The sequence below is a fragment of the Bradyrhizobium sp. USDA 3364 genome (genome assembly GCF_054056355.1).
In genome coordinates this window covers 7,226,705-7,248,557 of the sequence record NZ_JBSRYG010000002.1, presented here as the reverse complement: position 1 = coordinate 7,248,557, position 21,853 = coordinate 7,226,705, and the positions used below count along the sequence as shown (strand labels likewise).

General features: G+C 64.3%; 22 protein-coding genes, 2 tRNA genes and 1 pseudogene. 10 read left to right on the top strand and 15 right to left on the bottom strand.

All coding sequences use genetic code 11. The features are described 5' to 3' along the window. Window positions 1-141 precede the first annotated feature (141 nt). On the top strand, window positions 142-2,571 hold the full coding sequence (gene lon / locus ACVILL_RS34040) for an endopeptidase La (RefSeq protein ID WP_097673522.1): 2,430 nt from the start codon (window positions 142-144) through the stop codon (window positions 2,569-2,571). Window positions 2,572-2,670: 99 nt separating this feature from the next. Here lon and ACVILL_RS34035 read toward each other — a convergent pair whose 3' ends face one another. Further along, window positions 2,671-3,915 (bottom strand): MFS transporter, encoded by a 1,245-nt coding sequence (locus tag ACVILL_RS34035; RefSeq protein ID WP_456733047.1) that lies wholly within the window; start codon window positions 3,913-3,915, stop codon window positions 2,671-2,673. A gap of 1 nt (window position 3,916) precedes the next feature. After that, window positions 3,917-4,585 (bottom strand): GntR family transcriptional regulator, encoded by a 669-nt coding sequence (locus ACVILL_RS34030; RefSeq protein ID WP_456733046.1) that lies wholly within the window; start codon window positions 4,583-4,585, stop codon window positions 3,917-3,919. 205 nt (window positions 4,586-4,790) lie between these two features. On the opposite strand from ACVILL_RS34030, the gene ACVILL_RS34025 reads away from it, so the two are divergent. Both ACVILL_RS34025 and ACVILL_RS34020 read left to right on the top strand, forming a co-directional pair. After that, window positions 4,791-5,195 carry a GFA family protein gene (locus ACVILL_RS34025; RefSeq protein WP_456733045.1) on the top strand — a complete coding sequence of 135 codons (405 nt, stop codon included), beginning with the start codon at window positions 4,791-4,793 and terminating at the stop codon, window positions 5,193-5,195. Window positions 5,196-5,250: 55 nt separating this feature from the next. Continuing rightward, a tRNA-Val gene (locus ACVILL_RS34020) sits at window positions 5,251-5,327 on the top strand. A 133-nt stretch (window positions 5,328-5,460) separates the two neighbouring features. Here the strand turns inward: ACVILL_RS34020 and ACVILL_RS34015 are convergent. Further along, a complete protein-coding gene (locus tag ACVILL_RS34015; protein WP_456733044.1) occupies window positions 5,461-5,676 on the bottom strand; it encodes a PRC-barrel domain containing protein in 216 nt (71 codons plus the stop codon). A 283-nt stretch (window positions 5,677-5,959) separates the two neighbouring features. Here ACVILL_RS34015 and ACVILL_RS34010 point away from each other — a divergent pair, with 283 nt between their 5' ends. From ACVILL_RS34010 to ACVILL_RS34000, 3 genes are read left to right on the top strand one after another with little or no spacing between them, the layout of a single operon-like run. Continuing rightward, on the top strand, window positions 5,960-6,241 hold the full coding sequence (locus ACVILL_RS34010) for a hypothetical protein (protein WP_456733043.1): 282 nt from the start codon (window positions 5,960-5,962) through the stop codon (window positions 6,239-6,241). Between the two features lie 21 nt (window positions 6,242-6,262). Next, window positions 6,263-6,568: a YciI family protein gene (locus ACVILL_RS34005; RefSeq protein ID WP_456733042.1), complete on the top strand. Its 306-nt coding sequence runs from the start codon at window positions 6,263-6,265 to the stop codon at window positions 6,566-6,568. A gap of 33 nt (window positions 6,569-6,601) precedes the next feature. After that, the gene (locus ACVILL_RS34000; RefSeq protein WP_456733041.1) at window positions 6,602-7,453 is read left to right on the top strand and encodes a class I SAM-dependent methyltransferase; all 852 of its coding nucleotides are present in this window, start codon (window positions 6,602-6,604) and stop codon (window positions 7,451-7,453) included. A 146-nt stretch (window positions 7,454-7,599) separates the two neighbouring features. On the opposite strand, the gene pepT is transcribed toward ACVILL_RS34000, so the two are convergent. Continuing rightward, window positions 7,600-8,856, bottom strand: coding sequence for a peptidase T (gene pepT / locus ACVILL_RS33995; RefSeq protein WP_456733040.1), 1,257 nt, complete (start codon window positions 8,854-8,856; stop codon window positions 7,600-7,602). A gap of 171 nt (window positions 8,857-9,027) precedes the next feature. Continuing rightward, the gene (locus ACVILL_RS33990) at window positions 9,028-9,351 is read right to left on the bottom strand and encodes an HU family DNA-binding protein (protein ID WP_224924859.1); all 324 of its coding nucleotides are present in this window, start codon (window positions 9,349-9,351) and stop codon (window positions 9,028-9,030) included. Between the two features lie 305 nt (window positions 9,352-9,656). On the opposite strand from ACVILL_RS33990, the gene ACVILL_RS33985 reads away from it, so the two are divergent. Continuing rightward, window positions 9,657-9,733, top strand: a tRNA-Asp gene (locus ACVILL_RS33985). A 149-nt stretch (window positions 9,734-9,882) separates the two neighbouring features. Here the strand turns inward: ACVILL_RS33985 and ACVILL_RS33980 are convergent. Beyond that, the gene (locus ACVILL_RS33980) at window positions 9,883-10,068 is read right to left on the bottom strand and encodes a hypothetical protein (protein ID WP_456733039.1); all 186 of its coding nucleotides are present in this window, start codon (window positions 10,066-10,068) and stop codon (window positions 9,883-9,885) included. A 226-nt stretch (window positions 10,069-10,294) separates the two neighbouring features. On the opposite strand from ACVILL_RS33980, the gene ACVILL_RS33975 reads away from it, so the two are divergent. After that, the gene (locus tag ACVILL_RS33975) at window positions 10,295-11,359 is read left to right on the top strand and encodes a class I SAM-dependent methyltransferase (protein ID WP_456733038.1); all 1,065 of its coding nucleotides are present in this window, start codon (window positions 10,295-10,297) and stop codon (window positions 11,357-11,359) included. Between the two features lie 62 nt (window positions 11,360-11,421). Here the strand turns inward: ACVILL_RS33975 and ACVILL_RS33970 are convergent, their stop codons facing one another. The 7 genes from ACVILL_RS33970 to ACVILL_RS33940 form a co-directional block, all read right to left on the bottom strand. After that, complete coding sequence (locus ACVILL_RS33970) at window positions 11,422-12,717, bottom strand: hypothetical protein (protein ID WP_456733037.1); 1,296 nt, start codon at window positions 12,715-12,717, stop codon at window positions 11,422-11,424. Between the two features lie 200 nt (window positions 12,718-12,917). Beyond that, entirely contained in the window at window positions 12,918-13,109 is a 192-nt protein-coding gene (locus ACVILL_RS33965) for a hypothetical protein (protein ID WP_456733036.1), read from the bottom strand. Window positions 13,110-13,123: 14 nt separating this feature from the next. Next, a complete protein-coding gene (locus ACVILL_RS33960) occupies window positions 13,124-13,324 on the bottom strand; it encodes a hypothetical protein (RefSeq protein ID WP_456733035.1) in 201 nt (66 codons plus the stop codon). Window positions 13,325-13,423: 99 nt separating this feature from the next. Then, entirely contained in the window at window positions 13,424-14,059 is a 636-nt protein-coding gene (locus ACVILL_RS33955) for a haloacid dehalogenase-like hydrolase (protein ID WP_456733034.1), read from the bottom strand. After that, window positions 14,052-15,677, bottom strand: a complete 1,626-nt coding sequence (locus tag ACVILL_RS33950) for a hypothetical protein (protein WP_456733033.1) — start codon at window positions 15,675-15,677, stop codon at window positions 14,052-14,054. The genes ACVILL_RS33955 and ACVILL_RS33950 overlap by 8 nt, the downstream gene beginning before the upstream one ends. A 1-nt stretch (window position 15,678) precedes the next feature. Then, window positions 15,679-16,668 carry a UbiA family prenyltransferase gene (locus ACVILL_RS33945; RefSeq protein ID WP_456733032.1) on the bottom strand — a complete coding sequence of 330 codons (990 nt, stop codon included), beginning with the start codon at window positions 16,666-16,668 and terminating at the stop codon, window positions 15,679-15,681. Between the two features lie 336 nt (window positions 16,669-17,004). Next, window positions 17,005-17,208, bottom strand: coding sequence for a hypothetical protein (locus ACVILL_RS33940; protein WP_456733031.1), 204 nt, complete (start codon window positions 17,206-17,208; stop codon window positions 17,005-17,007). A gap of 256 nt (window positions 17,209-17,464) precedes the next feature. Between ACVILL_RS33940 and ACVILL_RS33935 the strand changes: the two genes are divergently transcribed. After that, window positions 17,465-18,421 (top strand): TRAP transporter substrate-binding protein, encoded by a 957-nt coding sequence (locus ACVILL_RS33935; RefSeq protein ID WP_456734428.1) that lies wholly within the window; start codon window positions 17,465-17,467, stop codon window positions 18,419-18,421. A gap of 93 nt (window positions 18,422-18,514) precedes the next feature. On the opposite strand, the pseudogene ACVILL_RS33930 reads toward ACVILL_RS33935, so the two are convergent. Both ACVILL_RS33930 and ACVILL_RS33925 read right to left on the bottom strand, forming a co-directional pair. Beyond that, window positions 18,515-19,806 (bottom strand): annotated as a pseudogene (locus ACVILL_RS33930) (spinster family MFS transporter). Between the two features lie 45 nt (window positions 19,807-19,851). Continuing rightward, a complete protein-coding gene (locus tag ACVILL_RS33925; protein ID WP_456733030.1) occupies window positions 19,852-21,042 on the bottom strand; it encodes a Rieske 2Fe-2S domain-containing protein in 1,191 nt (396 codons plus the stop codon). 129 nt (window positions 21,043-21,171) lie between these two features. Between ACVILL_RS33925 and ACVILL_RS33920 the strand changes: the two genes are divergently transcribed. Further along, window positions 21,172-21,687 carry a MarR family winged helix-turn-helix transcriptional regulator gene (locus tag ACVILL_RS33920; RefSeq protein WP_456733029.1) on the top strand — a complete coding sequence of 172 codons (516 nt, stop codon included), beginning with the start codon at window positions 21,172-21,174 and terminating at the stop codon, window positions 21,685-21,687. Window positions 21,688-21,853 lie beyond the last annotated feature (166 nt).

The window sequence follows — 21,853 nt, the reverse complement described above, 5'->3', positions numbered from 1 at the left end:
TCATGCGTTGAGATTCGTCGCTTTACGATGCGGAATAAGCGGCTGCTGACGGCAATCTTTTTCCGGATCACCAAGGCACCTTGTGGCGGTTGCGCAAGCAGGCGGACTGCGAGCAAGGGGGCAAAACAAAAGGATAAGGCCATGACGACCTCAAAACCCCGGCCAACGATCGTCCACGGCGAAAGCCACTCCTATCCGGTGTTGCCGCTCCGCGACATCGTCGTCTTCCCGCACATGATCGTGCCGCTGTTCGTCGGCCGCGAGAAATCGATCCGCGCCCTCGAAGAGGTGATGAAGAACGACGCGCTGATCATGCTCGCGACGCAGAAGAACGCGTCCGATGATGATCCGGCACCCGATTCAATTTACGAGACCGGTACGCTCGCCAGCGTCCTGCAGCTCCTGAAGCTTCCCGACGGCACCGTGAAGGTACTGGTCGAGGGCCTCGAGCGCGCGCGCGTCGAGAAGTATTCCGATCGCAGCGAATATTACGAAGCGACCGCGGTTGCGCTCGCCGACACTGACGCCAACTCGGTCGAAGCCGAGGCGCTGGCGCGGTCGGTCGTGTCCGACTTCGAAAGCTACGTGAAGCTCAACAAGAAGATCTCCGCCGAAGTCGTCGGCGTGGTTCAGGCGATCACCGATTTCGCCAAGCTCGGCGATACCGTTGCCTCGCATCTCGCGGTCAAGATTGCCGATCGGCAGGCGATCCTGGAGACGTTGTCCGTCACGCAGCGCCTGGAGAAGGTGCTGGGCCTGATGGAGAGCGAGATCTCGGTGTTGCAGGTCGAGAAGCGCATCCGCTCGCGCGTCAAGCGCCAGATGGAAAAGACCCAGCGCGAGTATTACCTGAACGAGCAGATGAAGGCGATCCAGAAGGAGCTCGGCGACGACGAAGGTCGCGACGAGCTGGCCGATCTGGAGGAGAAGATCTCCAAGACCAAGCTCAGCAAGGAAGCGCGCGAGAAGGCGCAGCATGAGCTGAAGAAGCTGCGCCAGATGTCGCCGATGTCCGCGGAAGCGACCGTTGTGCGCAACTACCTGGATTGGCTGCTGTCGATCCCGTGGGGCAAGAAGTCCAAGGTCAAGAAGGACCTCGAGGCCGCGCAGGCGGTCTTGGACTCCGATCACTACGGGCTCGAGAAGGTCAAGGACCGTATCGTCGAGTATCTCGCGGTGCAGTCGCGCGCCAACAAGCTGACCGGACCGATCCTGTGCCTGGTCGGGCCTCCCGGCGTCGGCAAGACCTCGCTCGGCAAGTCGATCGCCAAGGCGACCGGCCGTGAGTTCGTGCGCGTGTCGCTCGGCGGCGTGCGTGACGAAGCCGAGATCCGCGGTCACCGCCGCACCTATATCGGTTCGATGCCCGGCAAGATCATCCAGTCGATGCGGAAGGCGAAGACCTCGAACCCGCTGTTCCTGCTGGACGAGATCGACAAGATGGGCGCCGATTTCCGCGGCGATCCGTCGTCGGCGCTGCTTGAGGTCCTGGACCCCGAGCAGAACTCGACCTTCAACGACCATTACCTGGAGGTCGATTACGACCTGTCCAACGTGATGTTCATCACGACCGCGAATACGCTGAATATTCCGGGCCCGCTGATGGACCGCATGGAGATCATCCGGATCGCCGGTTACACGGAGAACGAGAAGGTCGAGATCGCGCGCAAGCATCTGATCCCGAGCGCGCTCTCCAAGCACGGTCTGGACTCCAAGGAATGGTCGATCGACGACGCGGCCTTGCTCTTGATGATCCGCCGCTACACCCGCGAAGCGGGCGTGCGCAACCTGGAGCGTGAGCTCTCCACACTCGCCCGCAAGGCGGTGAAAGAGCTGATGATCTCCAAGAAGAAGTCGGTGAAGGTTACCGAGGCGAACATCGAAGAGTTCCTCGGCGTTCCGAAGTATCGCTTCGGCGAGATCGACGACGAGGATCAGGTCGGTATCGTCACCGGCCTGGCGTGGACCGATGTCGGCGGCGAGCTGTTGACCATTGAAGGCGTCATGATGCCCGGCAAGGGCAAGATGACCGTCACGGGCAATCTGCGCGACGTGATGAAGGAGTCGATCTCGGCGGCGGCGTCCTACGTCCGCTCGCGCGCGATCGTCTACGGCATCGAACCGCCGATGTTCGATCGGCGCGACATCCACGTTCACGTGCCGGAGGGAGCAACCCCGAAGGACGGTCCGTCCGCCGGTGTCGCGATGGCCACCGCGATCATCTCGGTCATGACCGGCATTCCGGTCCGCCACGATGTCGCGATGACCGGCGAGATCACGCTGCGCGGCCGCGTGCTGCCGATCGGCGGCCTGAAGGAGAAGCTCCTGGCTGCCGCCCGCGGTGGCATCAAGACGGTGCTGATCCCGGAGGACAACGCCAAGGATCTCACGGAGATTTCCGATGCGATCAAGGGCGGCATGGAGATCATCCCGGTCTCCCGGCTGGATGAGGTCGTTGCCAAGGCGCTGGTCCGCGTGCCCGCGCCGATCGTCTGGGAAGAGGAGACCAGCAAGGTCGACGTCAAGCCCGACGCGTCGGACGAAGCCTCCGGCGGCCTGACGGCGCACTGAAGCGGCTTCAATCTGAAACATCAAACGGCGCCTTCGGGCGCCGTTTTTGTTTGGGGATCCGGGCGTGAGGCGCGGGGCCGAACTCCTTCGTCTCCACAGTCACTCGATGACTGCGGCAGGGGCCGGGCGGCGCCTCTCCTTCTTCTCGACCACGAAATTGCCGATCGCGCCCAACGCCATCAGCACGCTGGTGCCGAGGAACACCGCGCGCATGCCGATATGGCCGCCGATGAATCCGCCGGCGAGAGGGCCGATCACCTGGCCGGCATATTGCGCCGAGATCGAATAGCCCAGCATGCTGCCGGTGACCGCATCAGGCACGTTGTGCCGGATGACGCTGGCAATGCAGGGCAGCAGGCCGCCGAGCGCCAGCCCCATCAGGAAGCGGAGCAGGATCAGCTGCCAGCCGCTGACCACGAAGGCTTGCGGGATCAGCAGCAGCGCGGAGGCTGCCAGGCAGATCGTGATGATCCGCCAGTGGCCGACGCGATCGGCGAGCTTGCCGAGATGCGACGACGACAGCAGGCTGCCGAAGGCCGCCGCCGACATCACGAGGCCGGCGACGAACGTGACCTGCGGCGCCTCGACCAATTGTGCGACGTAGACCGTGATGATCGGTTCGATCGACATGTTGGCGATCATCAGCAGCAGGCCGGTGCCCCACATCGCGATCACCGGGCGCTTGTCCGGAACCAGCGCCCAGCCGCCACGCGACTTGCTGCCGCCTGCCGTCTTGGGCCGTGCGCCCTCGCGGATCAGGAACGTGGTGCCGAGGAAGGTGATGAAGATGACGCCGCCGATCAGGAAGAAGGACTCGCGGATGCCGATCAGCCCGGGCAGCACGCCGCCGATCAAGGGACCGACTAGGCTGCCGGCCATGATGCCGGCGGACAGCACGCCGATCGCCCAGCCGGAGCGCGCCTTCGGCGTCTGCGCTGCGACCAGCACCGTCGAACCCGACGCGTAGCCGCCGAGCAGGCCGGTCAATAGCCGCAAGCCGACCAGCTCATAGACATTGTGCGCCATGCCGATCAACGACATGGCAACCGCCATGCCGAGGCTTGCGCGGATCAGCATGAGCTTGCGGCCGTAGCGGTCGGCGAGCCGTCCCCACAGCGGCGCGGTCAGCGCCGCGCTGAAGAAGGTCGCGCCGTAGGCGATGCCCGACCACTGCACGATGGCGGCATGATCGGTGACGCCGAGCTGCTCGACATAGAGCGGCAGGAATGGCAGCAGCAGCGTCATCCCGACGATGGTCGTGAACGAGCCGAACACGCAGACGATCAAATTGCGCTTCCAGGGGCCCGCGTCGAGCAGGGCCTCGCGATCGACTTCGATGTTCATGTCAGCGCAGTCCGATGACGGCGAAGCCGCGCGCCCGCAGGCCGCGACGGTCCTCGTTGAGCGAACGCAGCAGCCGATCGCGGGTGTCGGTGATGTGATCGGCGGCCTCGCGCGCGGCTGCCTCTGCATCCTTGGCCTTGATGAAGCCGAGGATGCGGCGGTGCTCGCGCCAGGCCTGCTCGCGCGACGGTTCGGTCCACACTTCGAGCCAGCGCGCCCGCGACAGCCGGGTCATGGCGCCGGCGATCGCCTTGACGATGAAAGGGTTGCCGGAGAGCCGCGCGATCTCGACATGGAAATCGGTGCCGACACGGTGCCATTCCTCGCGCGGCGCGCCGGACTGGCAGGCATCGAGCATCTCTTCGACAGCGGCGATGTCGGCCTCGTTCGCCCGCGCGCAGGCGAGGCGGACGGCCGTCGTCTCCAGCGGGATCCTGAACTCGGCCAATGCCTCCAGTTCGCCGAGGTCGATCGGCGCGACGATCCAGTTGCGGCCGTCGCGGCGCACCAGCTCTTCGCCTTCGAGCCGCACCAGCGCGGCGCGGATCGGCGTGCGCGATCCCTCGAAGCGGCTCTCCAGCCAGCGCTCGGTCAACCGCTCGCCGGGGCCGAGGTCGAGGGAGAGGATCATCTCCCTGAGCTGGTCGTGGATCTGGAGCATCTGCGACATGGAGGGTCTCCGGCTTGCCCCGACGGGCGCCACAGGATGGAGGTTGTGTATCCCGATTTGGTATCCCAAACTAGGCCACTACGGGATACCAGAGTTGCTCCCTGACATGTCAATCGGGGGGCGGGCTGGATGCGTTGCTGTGGCGCGATGGAACGACGCCCCGGCCGCAAGCTTTGCTCGACGGGCCGAACCGGGAGAGTGCGGCATGCAGATCGACGGACAATGTCATTGCGGGGCGGTGACCTATCAGGCCGAGATCGATCCCGAGCTTGTGTCGGTCTGCCACTGCACGGACTGCCAGGCGCTGACCGGCTCGCCCTATCGCGCCACGGTGATCTGCGCCGCCGAGCAGGTCCGGCTGACCGGAGGTGCGCCGAAAATCTACGGCAAGCGGGGCGACAACGGCCGGATTCGCTTCCAGCATTTTTGCGGCGATTGCGGTTCCCCGCTGTTCACGAGCGGCGAGGACGGCGGTCCCGACGACTTTGGCATCCGCTGGGGCAGCATTCGCCAGCGCGGTCAATTGATCCCGCGACGCCAGGTCTGGTGCCGCTCCGCCGCATCCTGGATCAATGATCTCAAGGGATTGTCGGCACGGGCCATGGATTGAGGCTCTGCGACCTTGCGCCTCGGGGGCAGGCGAGGCTAAAGAGGCGCGCAGGTAAGGGCGGCTAGCTCAGCTGGTTAGAGCATCTCGTTTACACCGAGAGGGTCGGGAGTTCGAATCTCTCGCCGCCTACCAGCCTTCGCCCAGCGGGCTACGGCTTGGCAAGCCAGCCTTTGCGGATGAACTTATCCGTGTGTTCGGTGCCGCAGGGCGAAGACTGTCGCGCCGTAGCTCGCAGAGCGAAGGCGGACGGAAGACGTCACAGCATTCAGCCCCAGGTTTGCAGCATCTTGATCGTCGAGATCGGCCACTTGCCGATGTGCCCCCTGATCGAGATGCGCAACCCATGCAACTCGTCCAGGAACACGCCCTCGACGGTCCCCGCAGTCCCATCGGTGAGGACCGCGGCCCTTCCAACAAGCTCGGCTTCCGCTTGCACATGCTCGCGCAGGATGACGGTGGCGCGGTGTTTCACGAGCTGCAAAGCCGCCTCTGGTTGAAGAGCCCTGCGTAGTAAGACCATGCTCGGCCCTCCGTGAGCGCGTGGAGAGGGCGCGATCCCGCCGTGGTCTGGATGGGGTGGCCGGGACCGCGCTTGCTCCGCGCTGGTGTGGCGAGTGTCAGTCGATACCTGACGGCGTGAAAGGTGCCGAAAGTCACGCGTTCGCCGTCGCGCGGGGACCGGTTCCTGTCGGCGCGATACGGATGGGGTTTGGCGCCGACGCTGTAGCAATGCTATTGTCTCCGCCTCACCGGGAACTTGATACATGCGCAAACTCGCCGCGATTTTTCTTCTCGCCATGATGACCGGACCTGCATTCGCGGAGTCGGATCACGTCCAGCGCTATCGCGAGGAGGTCGAGAAGTCGCCGGCTGATACGGCCAACGAGGCGCGGGCGCAGCGGGCTTATCAGCGCGCGCTGAGCGGTGTGCCGGACCAGAAGCCGACCGATCCGTGGGGCATAGCGCGTCCCAATGAAGGCCAGGCCCCCAAGGCGAATGCCGCCAAACCCAAGCAGGCCAAGCCGGCGAGCGCGGCCGCCAAATAATCTCGAGCGCGGACCCGGTCGATGAAATACTACGTTTGCAAATTGACCGGACCGCGCCCGACCTTTCCGCAGGACATGACGCCGCAGGAAGCCGCAATCATGCAGGCGCATGTCGCCTATTGCGGCGAATTGCTCACGGCCGGCAAGGCGCTGATCTTCGGACCGGTGGCCGATCCCGCCGGTGTCTGGGGCCTCGGCGTGCTGCAACTGCCTGACGATGCCGATCCGCAGGAGATCGTCGCCAACGATCCCGTGACCAGGGCCAATGCCGGATTCAGCTATCAGGTCACGCCGATGTTGCGCGCTGCGACCCGCGAGACCTGTTAGGGTCGCCAAAATTTCGCAACAAGGTTCGATCGCATGAACGCTGGCCATCCGCAGAACGCCGATCAGATTGCCTATTGGAACGGGCCGGGCGGCCAGCGCTGGGCTAGCCGGCAGGCCGCGCAGGATATCGTGCTGCAGCCGGTGCTCGATCTGCTGATCGATCGCGCGGCACCCAAGGCCGGCGATCGCGTCGTCGATGTCGGCTGCGGCAGCGGCGCCTCGACGTTTGCGCTGGCGGCCAAGGTCGCGCCCGATGGCCACGTGCTTGGCGTCGACGTCTCGGAGCCGATGCTGACGCGGGCACGGCAGAGCGCGCCGCAGGGATTGCCGGTCGAGTTCGCGCTTGCCGACGCGACCGTCTATCCGTTCGCGCGCGACAGCTTTGATCTATTGGCCTCGCGCTTCGGCGTGATGTTCTTTGCCGATCCGGCGGCGTCCTTTGCCAATTTGCGCAAGGCGATGAAGCCGGCGGGCCGTCTTGCTTTCGCCTGCTGGCAGGAGCCGCGCGAAAATCCGTTCTTCATGGCGCCGTTGCAGGCGGTCTACAAGCACGTGCCGAAGCTGCCGCAGCTCGGCCCCGAGGATCCCGGGCCGTTTTCGTTTGCCTCCGAGGCCCGGGTGAAGCGGATCCTGGGCCAGGCCGGCTTTTCCGGCATTGCCATGGAGCCGTGCAAGGTCGAGCTCGATGTCGCAACCGGGCGCGGCATCGATGCGGCGATCCAGGGCGCGCTCGAGATCGGGCCGGCCAGCCGCGCGCTGGAAGGCCATCCGGACGACGTGCGCTCCGCCGCGATCGCGTCGATGCGCGAGGCGCTGGCGCCGTTCGTCAAGGGCGAGTCGGTGCTGCTGCCCGGTGCGATCTGGATCGTGACCGCGCGGGCTTAGCGCACTCCGTCATTGCGAGCGTCAGCGAAGCAATCCACCGCGCGGCATATGGCGGGAGCATGGATTGCCTGGTTACTTCAGCGCAAAATTGCTTTGCAATTTTGTCGCGAGCTCCTCGCAATGACGGAAGTAAGAAATCCTGACTCCTAAGCGCGCTCTTCCCAGATCATCGCCAGATGCACGATGGTCTGCACGGCTTTTTCCATGTCCTGCCGACTGACCCATTCGAGCCGCGAATGGAACGCGTGCTCGCCGGCGAAGATGTTGGGGCAGGGCAGTCCCATGAAGGACAGCCGCGAACCGTCGGTGCCGCCGCGGATCGAGGTTTTCACCGGCGTCAGCCCCGCGCGCTCGATCGCCTCGATCGCATAGGCCACGATCTGGGGGTGGCGATCGATCACCTCTTTCATGTTGCGGTATTGCTGCTTGACCTCCATGCGGAAGGTCGAGCGCGGATATCCCTTCATGACATCCTTCACGATCGCCTCGAGCAGCGCTTCCTTCTGCTTCAGGCCGGCCTCGGTGAAGTCGCGCACGATGAAGTCGATCCGCGCGTTTTCCAGCGCACCCGAGATCGCGACCGGATGCAGGAAGCCCTCCTTGCCTTCGGTGGTTTCGGGCGAGCAGGTGTCCTTGGGCAGGCGGTCGACGATGGCGGCCGCGATCTTGATCGCGTGCTCCATCTTGCCCTTCGCAAAACCCGGATGGGTCGCGACGCCCCCGATGATGATGCTGGCGCCGTCGGCCGAGAAGGTCTCGTCCTCGATATGGCCGGCGGTCTCGCCGTCCATGGTGTAGCCGAAATCGGCGCCGAGCTTCCTGATGTCGACCTTGTCGACGCCGCGGCCGATCTCCTCGTCCGGCGTGAACAGGATCCTGATGGTGCCGTGCTTGACCTGCGGGTTGGTGACCAGGAAATGCGCGGCATCCATGATCTCGGCGAGGCCGGCCTTGTTGTCGGCACCGAGCAGGGTGGTGCCGTCAGTCGTGATGATGTCGTTGCCGATCTGGTCGGCCAGCGCTTCGTGCTCGGAGGCGCGGATCACCTGCGAGGCATCGGCGGGCAGCACGATGTCGCCGCCGCGGTAGTTCTTCACGACCTGCGGCTTGACGTTCTTTCCGGTGCAATCGGGCGAGGTATCCATATGCGAGCAGAAACAGATCACCGGCACCTTTTTGTCGGTGTTGGCCGGGATCGTCGCATAGACGTAGCCATGCGGATCGAGATGCGCGTCGGAGATGCCCATCGCCTGCAACTCGGCGACCAGTAGGCGGCCGAGATCCTTCTGCTTCTCGGTGGAGGGGCAGGTCGGTGAATCCGGGTCGGACTGGGTGTCGATCACGACATAGCGCAGGAAGCGCTCGGTGACGGTGTGCTTGAAGTCGAGAGCCGGTGCCAGCATGAAGACCGCTTTAAATTGAGGAAAAGGAACAAAGCGCTTTGGCGAAGTTGGTTCGCGCGAGCGAGCCGCGTCAAGGCGAGCCTCGAGAGACAATTCTATAACAGAAAAGCGCCACTCCGGGGCCGCGTCACGAGCCGGAATGGCGCTTTGATATCAACGGAAAGTAAAGTCTTAGACGGCTTCCTTCAGCTCCTTGGCGGCGCGGAAGGCGACCTTCTTGCTCGCCTTGATGTGGATCTGCTCGCCGGTCGCCGGGTTGCGGCCCATGCGGGCGGCACGCTTGCGGACCTGGAGGATGCCGAGGCCGACGATCCTGATGCGCTCGCCCTTCTTGAGGTGCTTGGTGATCCTTGTGACCATGTCGGTCAGGATCGCCTCGGCCTGCTTCTTGGACAGCTCCTGCTCTTCGGCGATGGCCGCCGCGAGGTGCTTCAGCGTGATCGTCGCCGGGGTCGCTGCTTTCTTCGCCATGTGTGGCCCTCCTCTTTGCTGAATGGCTGGATTGCTTGCTTTGCGCGAATGGCGTGCCGTTCGCGTCGGGAAAACGGTCCGGAAAAGTCCTGAAACCGCCGGTTCTGGGAACGGGCAGCGCCGGGCCAGCCACAGGAAACCCAGACGTATCAGGCCTTATTTGATTCGGGGCTTTGCTGACTACGCCGTTTCGCCTGAAAACAGGCTACAACTCGCGCCCTCGGCACAAAAGCGCCTGTGCTGTGCAGGGATCCGCAACGAGCTTGACTATCCAGATGCGGGCCTTTATGCCCTCGGTCCTGCGCGGATCAATCCGATGATCGGCATCCGCGGGAGTAGCTCAGTTGGTTAGAGCGCCGCCCTGTCACGGCGGAGGCCGCGGGTTCGAGTCCCGTCTCTCGCGCCAGTCTTATCAAGCACTTAGCCCAGGTTCCAGATTTAAGAAGTGTCGAACGGCGCGCCGTGATGACACCTTTGAACGCGCTTTCGTCGGGGCCTCCTGCACGCGTCCGGGCGACGCAACAACGGCCTCGCGCCGATGCGCTCCCGGATCTCTCAGACAATCTCGATAGCTGGTTCGCTTCCGGCAATCGCATGATCATCATTCACGCGCGCGATCAGGCGCTCCGCCACGCCTGACACGATCAGCCACGTGTCCGGCTTCGCGCCTTCTCCGATGACCACGGTTGCGTCCTGATCCCGGAGTGCCTGGAGTGCTTTGACGAGTTCGCGGACTTTCATCGACATGCTTCCTGGAGGCCGCCCGCCCAAGGCGAGCATCATACGGGCGAACGCGGTAGTGACGATCGTCACCCAGGGCAGTGAGAAACCGAAACAGAGCAGGTCTCGGTTTACGTGCGCAGCGTAACGCGCCAGCCTGACGCCAGGCTTACTCGCGTCCAGCGCGATGGAAGTTGACGGAACATATCGAAGCGCTGCGGCACGTCGTCTGTCGGTGTCAGCGTTGATGACAGCGGTCGCATGTCTCTGGAGCAGGAACGGCGTTCGCGGTTCCGCCCGTGTTCCGGCGCTCACGCTTTTGATGTGTCTTAAAGTTGCCGGACATACCAGAGACAGTCTCGGAACAAACGACGCCGGCGCGGCGGGCGCTGATGAAGCGCGCATAAGAAAAGGAGTGCGGATGAACTGGAGCCTGTGGCTGAACGAATACTACAAGGACGAACTCGAAAGAACGGATGCCGCCTGCGCAAGGGGAGAGTCAGTCTACGAGGCATTCAAATGGATCGACGATCCCTATCTTTGGAATGTGCTGCTCTGGAAGAAATATGAAGGCTTTGCGGCGATCAAGGCCGCCATTCCCGAACCGCCGGATGCCGGGACCCAGAAGAACTGGAGCGGTCGTGCCGGGATGGAGCTCGGTGCAGCCGTTATCGAAACCTATCGGCTCTTGCACGACAAGCTAAGGCAGCACCTGGACAAGCCGTTCGATGAGTGCTCGGTGCTGGACTATGGTTGCGGCTGGGGCAGCGTGCTCAGATATTTCATGAAGGATGTGCCACTGCGCAATCTGCATGGCTGTGATCCTCACAAGGGCATCATCCAGGTCGCCCAACGCTCCAATCCTCATGCCAAGATCATGCTGTCGGACAGCCTGCCGCAACGCCTTCCGTTCAACCAGAAATTCGATGTCGCCTACGCCCTGTCGATCTGGACGCATCTCTCGCCGATCGCGAGCGACGTATGTTTGGCCGCGGTGCACGCTGCGCTGGAGGATCGTGGTCTTTTCCTGCTCACAGTTCGGCCGCCGGCCTACGCATTCTATGAGCCGATTTCCAAATTGCCCGGCTGGGATCAGCAGAAGATCACCGAAACCGTGCGGCGAGACGGCTTCTATTTCTATCCGCTGAGCTATCCGGTCGACGGCGAAATGACATACGGCGAGACGATCATCACCAAGCGCTACATCGAGGAGCACTGGACCGACCGGTTCGACATCGTCGACGTCGGCATGAACGGGATTTCGCCCTATCAGAGCCTTATCGTGCTTCGAAAGAAGGCGAGGCTGCATTAGCAGGTCGCTCTCACCCAGGGGCTGGCATCGCAGCCCGCCGCGTCGCGGCGGGCTGCGATAATTCAGGACGCCGCGAGGCCCATGACGCCGACCGGCTGGGTGGCTTGCACCGGACTGCGGGATAATTCCGCGCGCTGTTCCGGCGTCAGCCACCAGAGCAGGAACAGCAGCGCAATCCCGTTCGACAACAGGCTCGTCGTGAGCGGCACGTTCATGATCGCCTGAACGGCGATCCCGGACGACACCGCGATGAAGCGCGGTGAGAGATGCCGCGAGACCATCGATCCCACCGAGAGGACCAGGCCGCACACCAGCGCCGAAATCGGCGCGAGCACGAGGCCGACCGATGCGATGCCTTCGGTGGCGAGGAAGGATGCGTTGAAATTGCCGTCCCGATAGATCGCGCCGAGCGTCGGGCCGAGTTCGCCATACGGGCAGGCGGTCATGTGTCGCAGGACGGTGATCTGGCAGAACCAGGTCAGCTCGCGATGCGCAAAGAAATCGGCATATTGATCGAGCGCGAGTGACGGGATTGCGAGGAAGCGCAGATTGATCGCACTGAACAGGACGTAGTTCCTGTCGGCGACGAGAACGAAGAAGGCCGTCAGGCCGATGATCATCGGAATGAGAAAAGCGAGCACCGTGGCCAGCCGCGGGTCGAACCGGCCGAACAGCCAGAGCAGAAACGGCAGCCAGATCGGCAACAACAGCACGGTCTTGTTGTTGACGACCGGATAGAAGCAGAGCGCGAACAGCAGCACGCCTGCCGCCGCCATCGATCGCTGGCGCGATGCGAAATGCGCGAACAGATAGGGCAGGACCGCGCCGATCATGATTCCGGTGAGATAGTTCAGCAGCGCCGGCCGCACGACGGCGTTGCGCGCTGTGCCATAGGGATCGCCAAGGCTCGCCCCGTAGCGGATGTCGCCGATCAGCACGGCGAAGGACGCCACCAGCAACAGCAGTGCGACGCGCGCGATCGCTGCTTCCGGCAGGTCGGGTCGCCAAAGCGGCTTGTTCTGGAACAGGAGGGGGATGATCGCGGCGGCCAGCGCGGCGATCATGGCCCAGCGCGCGATGGCGTGCGGATAATCGAACGCGCTGAAATAGCTGAGCCAGACGAAGCCGAACACGGCTGACAGCAGCGAGAAGCCCACCAGATAGCCGAAGCTGAATCGTCCCGCAACGAACGCGGGAATGAAGACGACCATGACGGCGGTGCCGAAAACGGCCCGTGCCGTAATGGTGGTTCGCCAGAAGTGCATCGCCGGAAACGCCTGCCCGCAGGCCATCATCGAGGCGACACTGAGGACGAAGAACCCGAGGATCGTGGCTCCGACAACCAGGTCATCGCGCATCAATTTCGTGGATCGTCCGATTCGAAAGCCGGATGGCAGCTAGCCAGCCGGCCTCGGACGACGCAAGTTAAGCAAAGTTAAGCCAGGCGGAAGTGACGTCTCGGTCTATGTTGTTATGTTTCCGCCGGCCGATTTGTCACTGCGCCGCCATATTGAAGCCATCGACAGCAACAGGTTGTGACGGCAACACATAGTCTTGATCAGGCAAAGAATGCCGCGACCGCGATCAAGTCGGATTGCCCCGGAGCCTCGCCGCGCAAATTTGCGTCGATCACGCGGCGGCAGGCGTCGACCGTGTTTGTATCGCCCAATTCGTTGGCGGCTTCGAGGATCGACCAGACCGTCTCCATCGGAACGTCGTTCTGCATGGTCGCATTCGGGTCTGACAGCATCGGCGGCGCCGGGGTTAGAATTCGAACAGGTCGCGGCCGCGCCGCGCCAGGGTGTGGAGGTCTGCCATCGTGCCGCGCACTGCGTTACAGCGGCGGCATTCGATGATGGTGTCGCCGGATGCGTGCGCGGGATCGGCGATCTTGATCGCCAGGCTGCCGCAATCCGTGCAGATGATCTTGAAACCGGTCGAAATTACTTGCTGCTGCAAATTCATTGTGGGCCTGCGCCTCTGTTGACGCCGACCTTAACCGAACAATTTTTAAGGCTGGGGTCGCGGAGCGAATTGCAATCGAACGACCGCGTTAGGATGGGGTTAAGATTTTTCCGCCGTGCTGCCCGGCAGATGCAGCGTCGGCCTGCCGAGCCCGGCCGCGGCGGCGCGGACGGCCTCGCGGGCATTGACGGTGATGATGCCGGCGGCGTGCGCCCAGACCGGGAGATCGGACGCGCTGTCGCCGGCGTAGATGAAGCCCGCGGGAAAGTTCTTCCGCAGCAGAGCGGCCTTGTTCGCGCCCTTGAGATTGTGTGCGCCGTCGGAGGCGAGCACCTGGTCGATCCAGGGCAGCCGCGATGCCAGCCTGTCCGCGAGCAGCGCGTCGGCCGCGGTCGCCAGCACGACGCGGCGGCCGGCGGCATTCTCGCGCTCGGCCAGCACGACGACGTCCTGGTGGAGTTCGATCCGGCCCCAGTCGATACGCTGGCGCAGCGCGAGCTGGCGTTTCAGCGCAGCGCGGCCGCGCGTCAGCCACGCGGCGCATGAGACGACGATCAGCGGATTGCGGCGCAGGATCGAGAAGAAGCTCAGATATAGCAGATCGCCTTTGATCAGCGTGCCGTCGAGGTCGAGCACCAGCGGCAGCGATGTTGGCAGCCCGAGCAGAGCAGGCGACCCGTCGGGACCGGAAGCGTTCTGCAGATTGGTGTCGCCGGAGAGGCGAGGCTCAGTCATTCGCGGCGCTCAGCCGGGTTGCGACCTTGCACACGGCGATCTCGCGTGCCCCGGTCTCGGTGGTCCTGCAATCGCGGTAACCGAACTCATCGGCAAACGCCACACCATCTCGGTCGGAACTCGAGACGATCAGGACCTGCGGTGCGCCGTGATTGGCGGCTTGGAACTTGGCGACCGATGCGACGTCGGGCGTATCCTGCCAATCCGGCGTGGCGCGCATGAAATCGCGCGCCTCGACATATTGCAGCGGGAAGTAGCCGAAATAGCGCGTCGACGGCAGCGGCGAGGACAGGCCGACGCCGCGGCCTGCAAGGGCTGCGGTTTGCGCGGCATGCAGGGTCGGGCGGATGCGCCAGGCGAACAGATGGCTGTTGCGCTGGGCGATCAGGTCGGTATTGGCAAAGCTCTGGCCGGGATTGTCGCGGCCGGCGGCGAGCTCGCTCTCCAGCGTCGGCGCCCAGCTCTTGTAGGCGACCGCGCGGACCGCGGTCTGTCCGATCAGGCCGGCCAGCGCGGCGATGCAGAGCACGCGTGCCAATGCCGGCGCGGGCTGGCGGCTTGCGATCGCGAGCACGATCGCAATCCCGCTATAGGGCGCAAGGCGCTCCGACAGCAGCGCCGAGCCGGTCTTGAGATTGAGCAGCGACAGCACGACTACGAGGACGAGGAAGACCGGCCACAGCAGGTCGCCGGAACGGAAGCGGCGCAGCGCGATGATGACAGCGAGTGCGATCGCGCCCAGCACGGGGCCGAGTGCAATGACCTCCCACCAGGTGAAGGTGAACAGATAGGTCGCCGCGACGATGCGGCGGATGATCTGGGCGATGCCGCCCTCGGTGCTGGCAGTCTCTCCGGCAATGTTCTGGTAAGCGAGCAGGAAGCTTGCAATCAGCAACAGGACCGGCAGCGCCGCCGCGGCAGCCCACGCACCGTCGCGCAGCAAGCGCTGCGCAGCGGCCTTGGTACCCTGCCGCTCGAATGCCGCAACAGCGCGCGCAATGCCGTCGGCGGCAAGCAGCAGGCAGGCCGCGACGACCGAGGTGATATGGGTGAGATAGAGCGCGGCCAGGAACAGCGCCGTCGAAATGAATGCCAGCACGTCGCGGCGTCCGTCGAGGCCGCGCCAGAAGCGCGCGAACAACAGGAACAGCGGAATGCCGAGCGCGAAATTGTAAAAGCCCCAATGGATGAAGACGCCGAAGGCGATCGGCAACAACAATAGTGCCGGCAGCAGGGGCCGCTCGGTCTCCGCGCGGCTCGCAGCGAAGGCCGCCACGATCCAGACCAGTCCATAGAGGCTGAGGAACAGGCTGTTGGCGACGAGCGCGTCGCCGGTCAGCCGGATCAGCGCGGCGAGCAGGAGATAGATCGCCGAGTTCGGCTCGATCCGCGGATTCCATTGATAGAAAGACGCCGCCGGTTCTTGCAGCGTGCCGCCCCAGCCGAAGCGGGCGATCAGGTCGGCCTGCGCCAGATGCACCGGCCCGTCCTGGGTCGGCACCAGCTTCACCAGCCAGATCGGACCGTCCAGCAGCACGAGCAGCGCGGCAAACAGCAGCGCCACGGCGACGACGCCGAGATTGGCCTTCGGCGTCTCGAACGGGGTTGCGATCGACATGTCAGCGGATCCCGCCGAGACGGATCAGGTCCGAGCTCGTGAGGCTGTTCAGCCAGGGCAGGTCGACGAAGGTCAGCACGCCGAACAGCGCCATGGTGACCGCGGCCGCGATCAGCATCGCCGGCTGCCGCATCAGTTCTTCCGGCCGTGCCGCGGCGGAATCCGGTGTCAGCGCGAGCCGCATATAGGCCGCGAACAATGCGATCAGCATCGGCACGACGACGAGATATTCGATGCGGTACTTCAGCAGGAAGATCGCCATCATGAAGGCGAAGCCCTGGGCATAGACGAGGCAGCTCGTGACCAGGCTCGAATGGGTATAGACCGCGAAGGAGGGGCGATAGGCCGCGAGGTTGGCAGTGCCGCCGGCCTCGACGATCGCACGATGCTCGGAGACGCGCTTGGCGGCCATCAGGAAGGCGCCGCCGAACCAGTAGGCGAGCAGGATCGACACCGGCGGTGCGATGCTAGGCACCACCGCGAACCAGCCGAACAGGAAGCGCAGCGGATTGTTGAGCGACTCGACGATGACGTCGACGAAGGCGCGATCCTTGGCGCGGATCGGACGCACATTGTAGATCACGCCGAACACCGCGAATACGGTTGCGGTCGAGGCGAAGGCGTAGCCGAGCCGGTTGGCCGCCCAGATGCCGACGGTGGTCAGCAGAACATACTGCGCAAGCACGATGGTCGGCGACATCGCAGTCTGCACCGCGGGGCGCGCGCGCTTGGTCGGGTGCATGGCGTCGAACGGGGCATCGAGCCATTCATTGATCGTGTAGTTGGCCGATGACAGCGTCATCGCGGCGAACAGGCAGATGATGAGGCGCTCGGCCAGCGTCGCAAGCTCGATCGGCCCGGTCTGCGACATGATCAACGCAAACGCGACGCCCGGGATGATCAGCACATGCTTGATCCAGTGGTCGGGCCTCGCGATCGCAATGTAGTCGGTGATGCCGGCGGCCGGCTGGGCGTGGTTGGTGACGGACATCGCAATCCTCCAAACTCTGCCTGTCCCGCATCGGGGCGCGAGCGGGGGGAGGCGGTCTGCAGGGGCAGCGATCATGCCGCGCCGCGTGAAGTCGTCGCGGGTCGAGGCGCCAGGCGTGCAACGCGGTTAACGCCGGTAGCGGAGGATGGAGTTGGCGCTGTTTCCAGCTTGCTCGGCCGGCACCCCGCTGGGGCAGGCCAGGCACCGCCGCTTTGGTCTTCCTATCCGCTTTTGCGCCGTCTGCGCCGGAATGGGACAGCTGTTTCAGTTCGGCTGCGCGCAACAAAAAAGCCGCCCGAAGGCGGCCCTTTTTGTCTGCCGAAGGCTGAACAGATCCTAGCGGACCGTCGAGGCACCCGACGAGGTGATCGCCACCGGCTTGCCGGCCTTGATGACCTGGTTGGTCTGGGCAGTCTGGGTGAAATCCGCGTTGTTCCGCGCCGAGATGCCGAAAGCCGCAATCCCGATACCTGCAATGAGGGCGACTACCACAATCTTGAGGTGGGTCGCGCGGTCAGCTGAATGGATCGAGTGGTTCATCGTCGCCTCCGGGCGTCTGTGCGCCGTCTATGGCAGGTACTGGTAAGCCGCATCTGTTTCCGGATCGTTTCGTGAGTTCCCGGAAATGGTTTCGTGCCACGGGCGGATTGGTTTCACCGTGCCTTGCGTCACACAGGCGGACGGCTAAAACAGATCCTAGGCGCCGACTGCGCTCGGGAGAAAAACAATAATGAAAACAATCAGGATGACCCGTCGCCGGGTGCTGGGAACTGGTTCGGCTGCACTGGCCGCCACGATGTTTGGTAAGCCAGCCCTTGCCACCGCCGAGTTCGACTTCAAGCTCGGCGTCAACACTCCGGAAACCCATCCGCTAACAATGCGTCTGGCCGAGGCCGCCAAGGCGGTCGGCGCGCAGTCGTCCGGCCGGGTCAACATCACCGTGTTCGCCAACAGCCAGCTCGGCGGCGATCCGGAGATGCTGTCGCAGGTCCGGGCCGGCGGGATCGAGCTTTTGGCCGCGCCCAGCATGACGCTGTCGACGCTGGTGCCGTTGTCGGGGCTGCCCAGCATCGGCTTCGCCTTCCAGTCCTACGACCAGGTCTGGGCGGCGATGGACGGCGGCGTCGGCGACATCGTGCGCGAGGCGATCACCAAGACCGGCGTCGTGCCGCTGAGAAAGGTCTGGGACAACGGATTCCGCCAGATCACCTCGTCGTCGAGCCGGCAGCTCAATAGTGTCGACGATCTCAAGGGCTTTAAGATCCGCGTGCCGGTGACGGCGCTGCTGACCTCGCTGTTCTCGGGGCTCGGTGCGCTGCCGTCGAGCATCTCCTACAGCGAGCTCTATTCGGCGCTGCAGACCCACATCGTCGAAGGGCAGGAGAACCCGCTGGCGCAGGTCTCGACCGGAAAGCTCTACGAGGTGCAGAAATACTGTGCGATGTCGAACCATTGCTGGAGCGGCTACTGGATTCTCGGCAACCGCCGCGCAATGGCGGGGCTGCCGCCCGATCTGCTCGAACTCATCAATGCCGCGTTTGACGCCGCAGCCGTGAAGGAGCGCGCCGATCTGGTCGAGATGGACCGCTCGTTGCAGGCTGAGCTCACCGAGAAGGGCATGACCTTCAACAAGCCCGACCCCGTCCAGTTCAGGGCCGCGCTGGTGAAGGCCGGCTTCTACACCCAGTGGCAGAAGACCTATGGTGCGGACGCCTGGGCGGCGCTCGAGAAGTATACGGGCAAGCTAACGTAAGCGTTTGTGACGCTTTGCGCGCGATGACGGGGATACACTGCCGTCAATCCCGAGATCAAACGGAGTCAGGCGTGTGCCCGGCCGAGGCGGGTGCTAGCTGGCGCGCGCGATATCGGCACGGATCGAGCGCGCCGCCCAGACGAACAGCAGGGCGCCGAGCGTCGTCGTCACCGCCGCAGACAGCAGCGAGTAGCGAACGGCGTCGACACCGTACGCGCCCTTCAGCGCGTCGTTGATCATGCCGACGGCGAGGGGGCCGACACCCTGGCCGAAGCAGGTGGCGGTGAGCAGCACGATCGCCGACGCCAGCGCCCGCATGCTGGGTTTTGCCACGGTCTGGGCGATCGCGAAGATCGGGCCGAGATGGAAGCCGACCATGAATGACGTCAGCGCCAGGGTTGCGACCATCAGCGTGAAGCTTGGCGTCAGCATGCACAGCGCGAACACCGGCCCGGCGAGGCCCGACATGATCGCGGGCGCCCACAGCTTCCAGCGATCGTCGCGGCGGCCGATCTGCGCCACCACGAGGCCGCCGATCAGCGTTCCGGCCATGCCGGCGAGACCCTTGAAGGTGCCGGCGTAGGTACCGATCTCGGCGCTGGTCAGATGATGGATGCGTGCCAGGAACGGCGGGATCCACACCGCGGTGGCGTAGTTGGTGTAGGTCGTTAGACAAAAGCCGACCAGCACGATGACGAAGCTCGGCTGCGAGGCCAGGAAGCGCAACGTCGGCCCGATCGGCTCAGCCTTGAAGGTCTCGGCCATCGCGCCGCGCTTCGGCTCCGAAATCGTCAGCCACAGGATCGCCGCGAGCGCGATGCCGGGCAGGCCCGCGGTGAAGAACGCCATCCGCCAGCTATAGTGCTGGTTGACATAGCCGCCGATGAAATAGCCGAGGAAGACGCCGAGATAGGTGCCGATCGCGTAGATGCCGAGCGCGCGCGGCCGCTCGTTCTTGTCGAAGAGATCGGCGATCATCGATTGCGATGCCGGCGTGCCGGCGGATTCCCCGATGCCGACGCCGATCCGCGCGAGGGCCAGTGTCGTGACGTTGGAGGCGAGGCCGCACAGATAGGTCATCGCGCTCCAGAACGCGAAGGCGACCGCGACGATGTTGCGGCGGTTGAGACGATCGGCCATCCGAGCGATGGGAATGCCGAGCAACGAGTAGAACAGCACGAAGCCGAACCCGGCGAGCAGGCCCATCGTGGTGTCGCTGAGTGCGAACTCCTTCTTGATGGGCTCGATCAGCACGTTGAAGATCGTGCGGTCGAGGAAATTCAGGGCGTAGATGATCGTGAGCAAGGCGAGCCATAGTAGCGACGCGCGGCAGGCCTGGCGCCAATCTGCGTTTGCGCTGCCGCTTGCGGTGCGACATCGACCATGACTTCCTCCCCCGACTTTCTTTTTTGTTTGTTTGCGCGCAGGCCTTACGCCTCGCGGATGTAATTCCCCGCCTCGAACTCGACTGGCCTTGCGTCGGCATCGTACGACACGCCGATCGGGTCGCGGCCGGCGGCCAAGGCCTCGAGCTGGTCAGAGAGCATCCGGCGGATCATCAGGATGCCGCGGTCGCTCTGGCCAAAGTGCTCTTCAGAATGGATCGTCACCGGTCCCTGGCCGACCTGGGCCTCGTAATCGCCGGGGAATTGCTGGTGCTCGCGCTCCGTCATGTCCCACCAGAACTTGCCGTTGAACTTCGAGCGCATGCGGCCGATGTCGCCCGACTGCTTGACCCGGCCGGCGACATAGATGCGGAACGAGGTGTCGTCGATCGGCAAGGTCCAGCCGATCGATTCGACACGGGCGAATTGCGCGACGCGTGGATTGGGCACGACGCGGAGCGTGGGGAGGGCGGCCTCGGTGACGCGGTAGAACACCTTGCCGTCGTCCTGCCTGCGGATCGAGCGCACCGCGACGCCGCGTGGTGACATCTCGAACTTCACCTCGGGCATCGAGGCCATCATGGTGGTGAATTGCGGACCTGAGAACGAGCCGTGCAGCACCGGCACATGGTAGGGGTCGGCGACGTTCTCGAAATGCTGCAGCCAGTTGCAGGGGATCACCGCCGGGCCGCCGCCGCCGATCGAGGAATCGTCGGCCTCGACGAACTCGCCGTCGTCCATGGTCTCCAGGCACTCGTAGCGCGGCAGCACCGGCTGCTTCTCGGCCGGACCCATGTAGGCGAAGATCAGGCCGTAGCGCTCCTGCACCGGATACCAGGGCTGGCGCACCTTGTCCTTGAACAGGCCGCCTTCGGGCTCGCAGGGCTGTTCGAGGCAGTGGCCCTCGGTGTCGAACTTCCAGCCGTGATAGCAGCAGCGGATGCCGTCGTCCTCGACCCTGCCATAATAGAGCGTGGTGCCGCGATGGCAGCAGCGCGCGTGCAGCAGGCCGGCGCGGCCCTGCCGGTCGCGAAACAGGATCAGGTCCTCGCCGAGCGCGCGGACTTTTCTGGGGATATCGGTGGCGTCGCCGGCGAGGCCGATCGGGTGCCAGTAGCGGCGCAGCAGCTCGCCCATCGGCGTGCCGCGGACGACCGAGGTGAGCTCGGTCCGGGTGGTGGACGGCTTCATCGCATAGGCCGTACCGAGGTCGCGGTCCCGCTGGGTGATCGTCATGTTTCCTCCTCGTCGCTGATCTGGCGCCAGCGGCCGATCTATCGTTGATGAAGTCAACGATAGATCGATGACAATGTCAACGATTTCGATTAGCTTGGCAGCGAATGGCTTTGTTGGCAGAGGTTGGCGATGACCGAGAAGCTCAGGACTGAGAGGGCCTTGCCGCCGGAGGCGATCGCCGATGCCGAGCTGGCGCCGGTCACCGCGATGATGTCGTCGCGGCTGATGGTGCTGGCCAATCTGCTGAGGCGCGGCGCGATGCTGCGTTACAAGCGCCTGACCGGACTGTCGTCGGTCGAGTTCGGTCTGGTGGTCTCGCTCGGCCGGCGGCCGCCGATGAGCGTGGTGCGGCTTGCGGAAGCCGTCGGCATGGACAAGGGGCAGATCAGCCGGGCGCTCGCCGAGCTCGTGGCACGCAAGCTGGTGTCCAAGGCGGCCAACCCGCGTGACAATCGTGAGACACTGATCTCCCTGACCAAGGCTGGCCTGGCCGCCCATGACGCCATCGTGGCCGGTGCGCAGGAGCGAAACCGGCGCCTGCTGGAACAGCTTGATCCACAGGAACTTGAGCTGCTGCTCGGACACATCGACCGGCTGACCGCAACCGCTGCCGAGATGCTCGCTGCCGAGCGGGAGCTGGGCTGATATGGGGAGCGTGCAGGGCACCGGATGGCCGCCGCGGCGTTGCCCAAAGAGGCAAGCGCATCCGCCTGACGAGGCGAAGAGCCCGCGGGATCGACGGTAAAAGCGTCAAAATAGCTTGTCTTGCGCCCCCTGTTGCGCTGCGCTAAAGCCTCAAGAACAATTCCAA

Excerpts from the sequence above, each read along its gene's own strand:
- ACVILL_RS33975 (WP_456733038.1), top strand. The coding sequence starts at position 10,295 with ATGACAGCGGTCGCATGTCTCTGGAGCAGGAACGGCGTTCGCGGTTCC.
- ACVILL_RS33955 (WP_456733034.1), bottom strand. The coding sequence starts at position 14,059 with ATGACTGAGCCTCGCCTCTCCGGCGACACCAATCTGCAGAACGCTTCC.
- ACVILL_RS34030 (WP_456733046.1), bottom strand. The coding sequence starts at position 4,585 with ATGTCGCAGATGCTCCAGATCCACGACCAGCTCAGGGAGATGATCCTC.
- ACVILL_RS34035 (WP_456733047.1), bottom strand. The coding sequence starts at position 3,915 with ATGAACATCGAAGTCGATCGCGAGGCCCTGCTCGACGCGGGCCCCTGG.
- ACVILL_RS33965 (WP_456733036.1), bottom strand. The coding sequence starts at position 13,109 with ATGCTGTCAGACCCGAATGCGACCATGCAGAACGACGTTCCGATGGAG.
- pepT (WP_456733040.1), bottom strand. The coding sequence starts at position 8,856 with ATGCTGGCACCGGCTCTCGACTTCAAGCACACCGTCACCGAGCGCTTC.
- ACVILL_RS34005 (WP_456733042.1), top strand. The coding sequence starts at position 6,263 with ATGAAATACTACGTTTGCAAATTGACCGGACCGCGCCCGACCTTTCCG.
- ACVILL_RS33950 (WP_456733033.1), bottom strand. The coding sequence starts at position 15,677 with ATGTCGATCGCAACCCCGTTCGAGACGCCGAAGGCCAATCTCGGCGTC.
- ACVILL_RS33940 (WP_456733031.1), bottom strand. The coding sequence starts at position 17,208 with ATGAACCACTCGATCCATTCAGCTGACCGCGCGACCCACCTCAAGATT.
- ACVILL_RS33970 (WP_456733037.1), bottom strand. The coding sequence starts at position 12,717 with ATGCGCGATGACCTGGTTGTCGGAGCCACGATCCTCGGGTTCTTCGTC.
- ACVILL_RS33980 (WP_456733039.1), bottom strand. The coding sequence starts at position 10,068 with ATGAAAGTCCGCGAACTCGTCAAAGCACTCCAGGCACTCCGGGATCAG.
- ACVILL_RS33945 (WP_456733032.1), bottom strand. The coding sequence starts at position 16,668 with ATGTCCGTCACCAACCACGCCCAGCCGGCCGCCGGCATCACCGACTAC.
- ACVILL_RS33920 (WP_456733029.1), top strand. The coding sequence starts at position 21,172 with ATGACCGAGAAGCTCAGGACTGAGAGGGCCTTGCCGCCGGAGGCGATC.
- lon (WP_097673522.1), top strand. The coding sequence starts at position 142 with ATGACGACCTCAAAACCCCGGCCAACGATCGTCCACGGCGAAAGCCAC.
- ACVILL_RS34025 (WP_456733045.1), top strand. The coding sequence starts at position 4,791 with ATGCAGATCGACGGACAATGTCATTGCGGGGCGGTGACCTATCAGGCC.
- ACVILL_RS33935 (WP_456734428.1), top strand. The coding sequence starts at position 17,465 with ATGTTTGGTAAGCCAGCCCTTGCCACCGCCGAGTTCGACTTCAAGCTC.
- ACVILL_RS33925 (WP_456733030.1), bottom strand. The coding sequence starts at position 21,042 with ATGACGATCACCCAGCGGGACCGCGACCTCGGTACGGCCTATGCGATG.
- ACVILL_RS34010 (WP_456733043.1), top strand. The coding sequence starts at position 5,960 with ATGCGCAAACTCGCCGCGATTTTTCTTCTCGCCATGATGACCGGACCT.
- ACVILL_RS33960 (WP_456733035.1), bottom strand. The coding sequence starts at position 13,324 with ATGAATTTGCAGCAGCAAGTAATTTCGACCGGTTTCAAGATCATCTGC.
- ACVILL_RS34000 (WP_456733041.1), top strand. The coding sequence starts at position 6,602 with ATGAACGCTGGCCATCCGCAGAACGCCGATCAGATTGCCTATTGGAAC.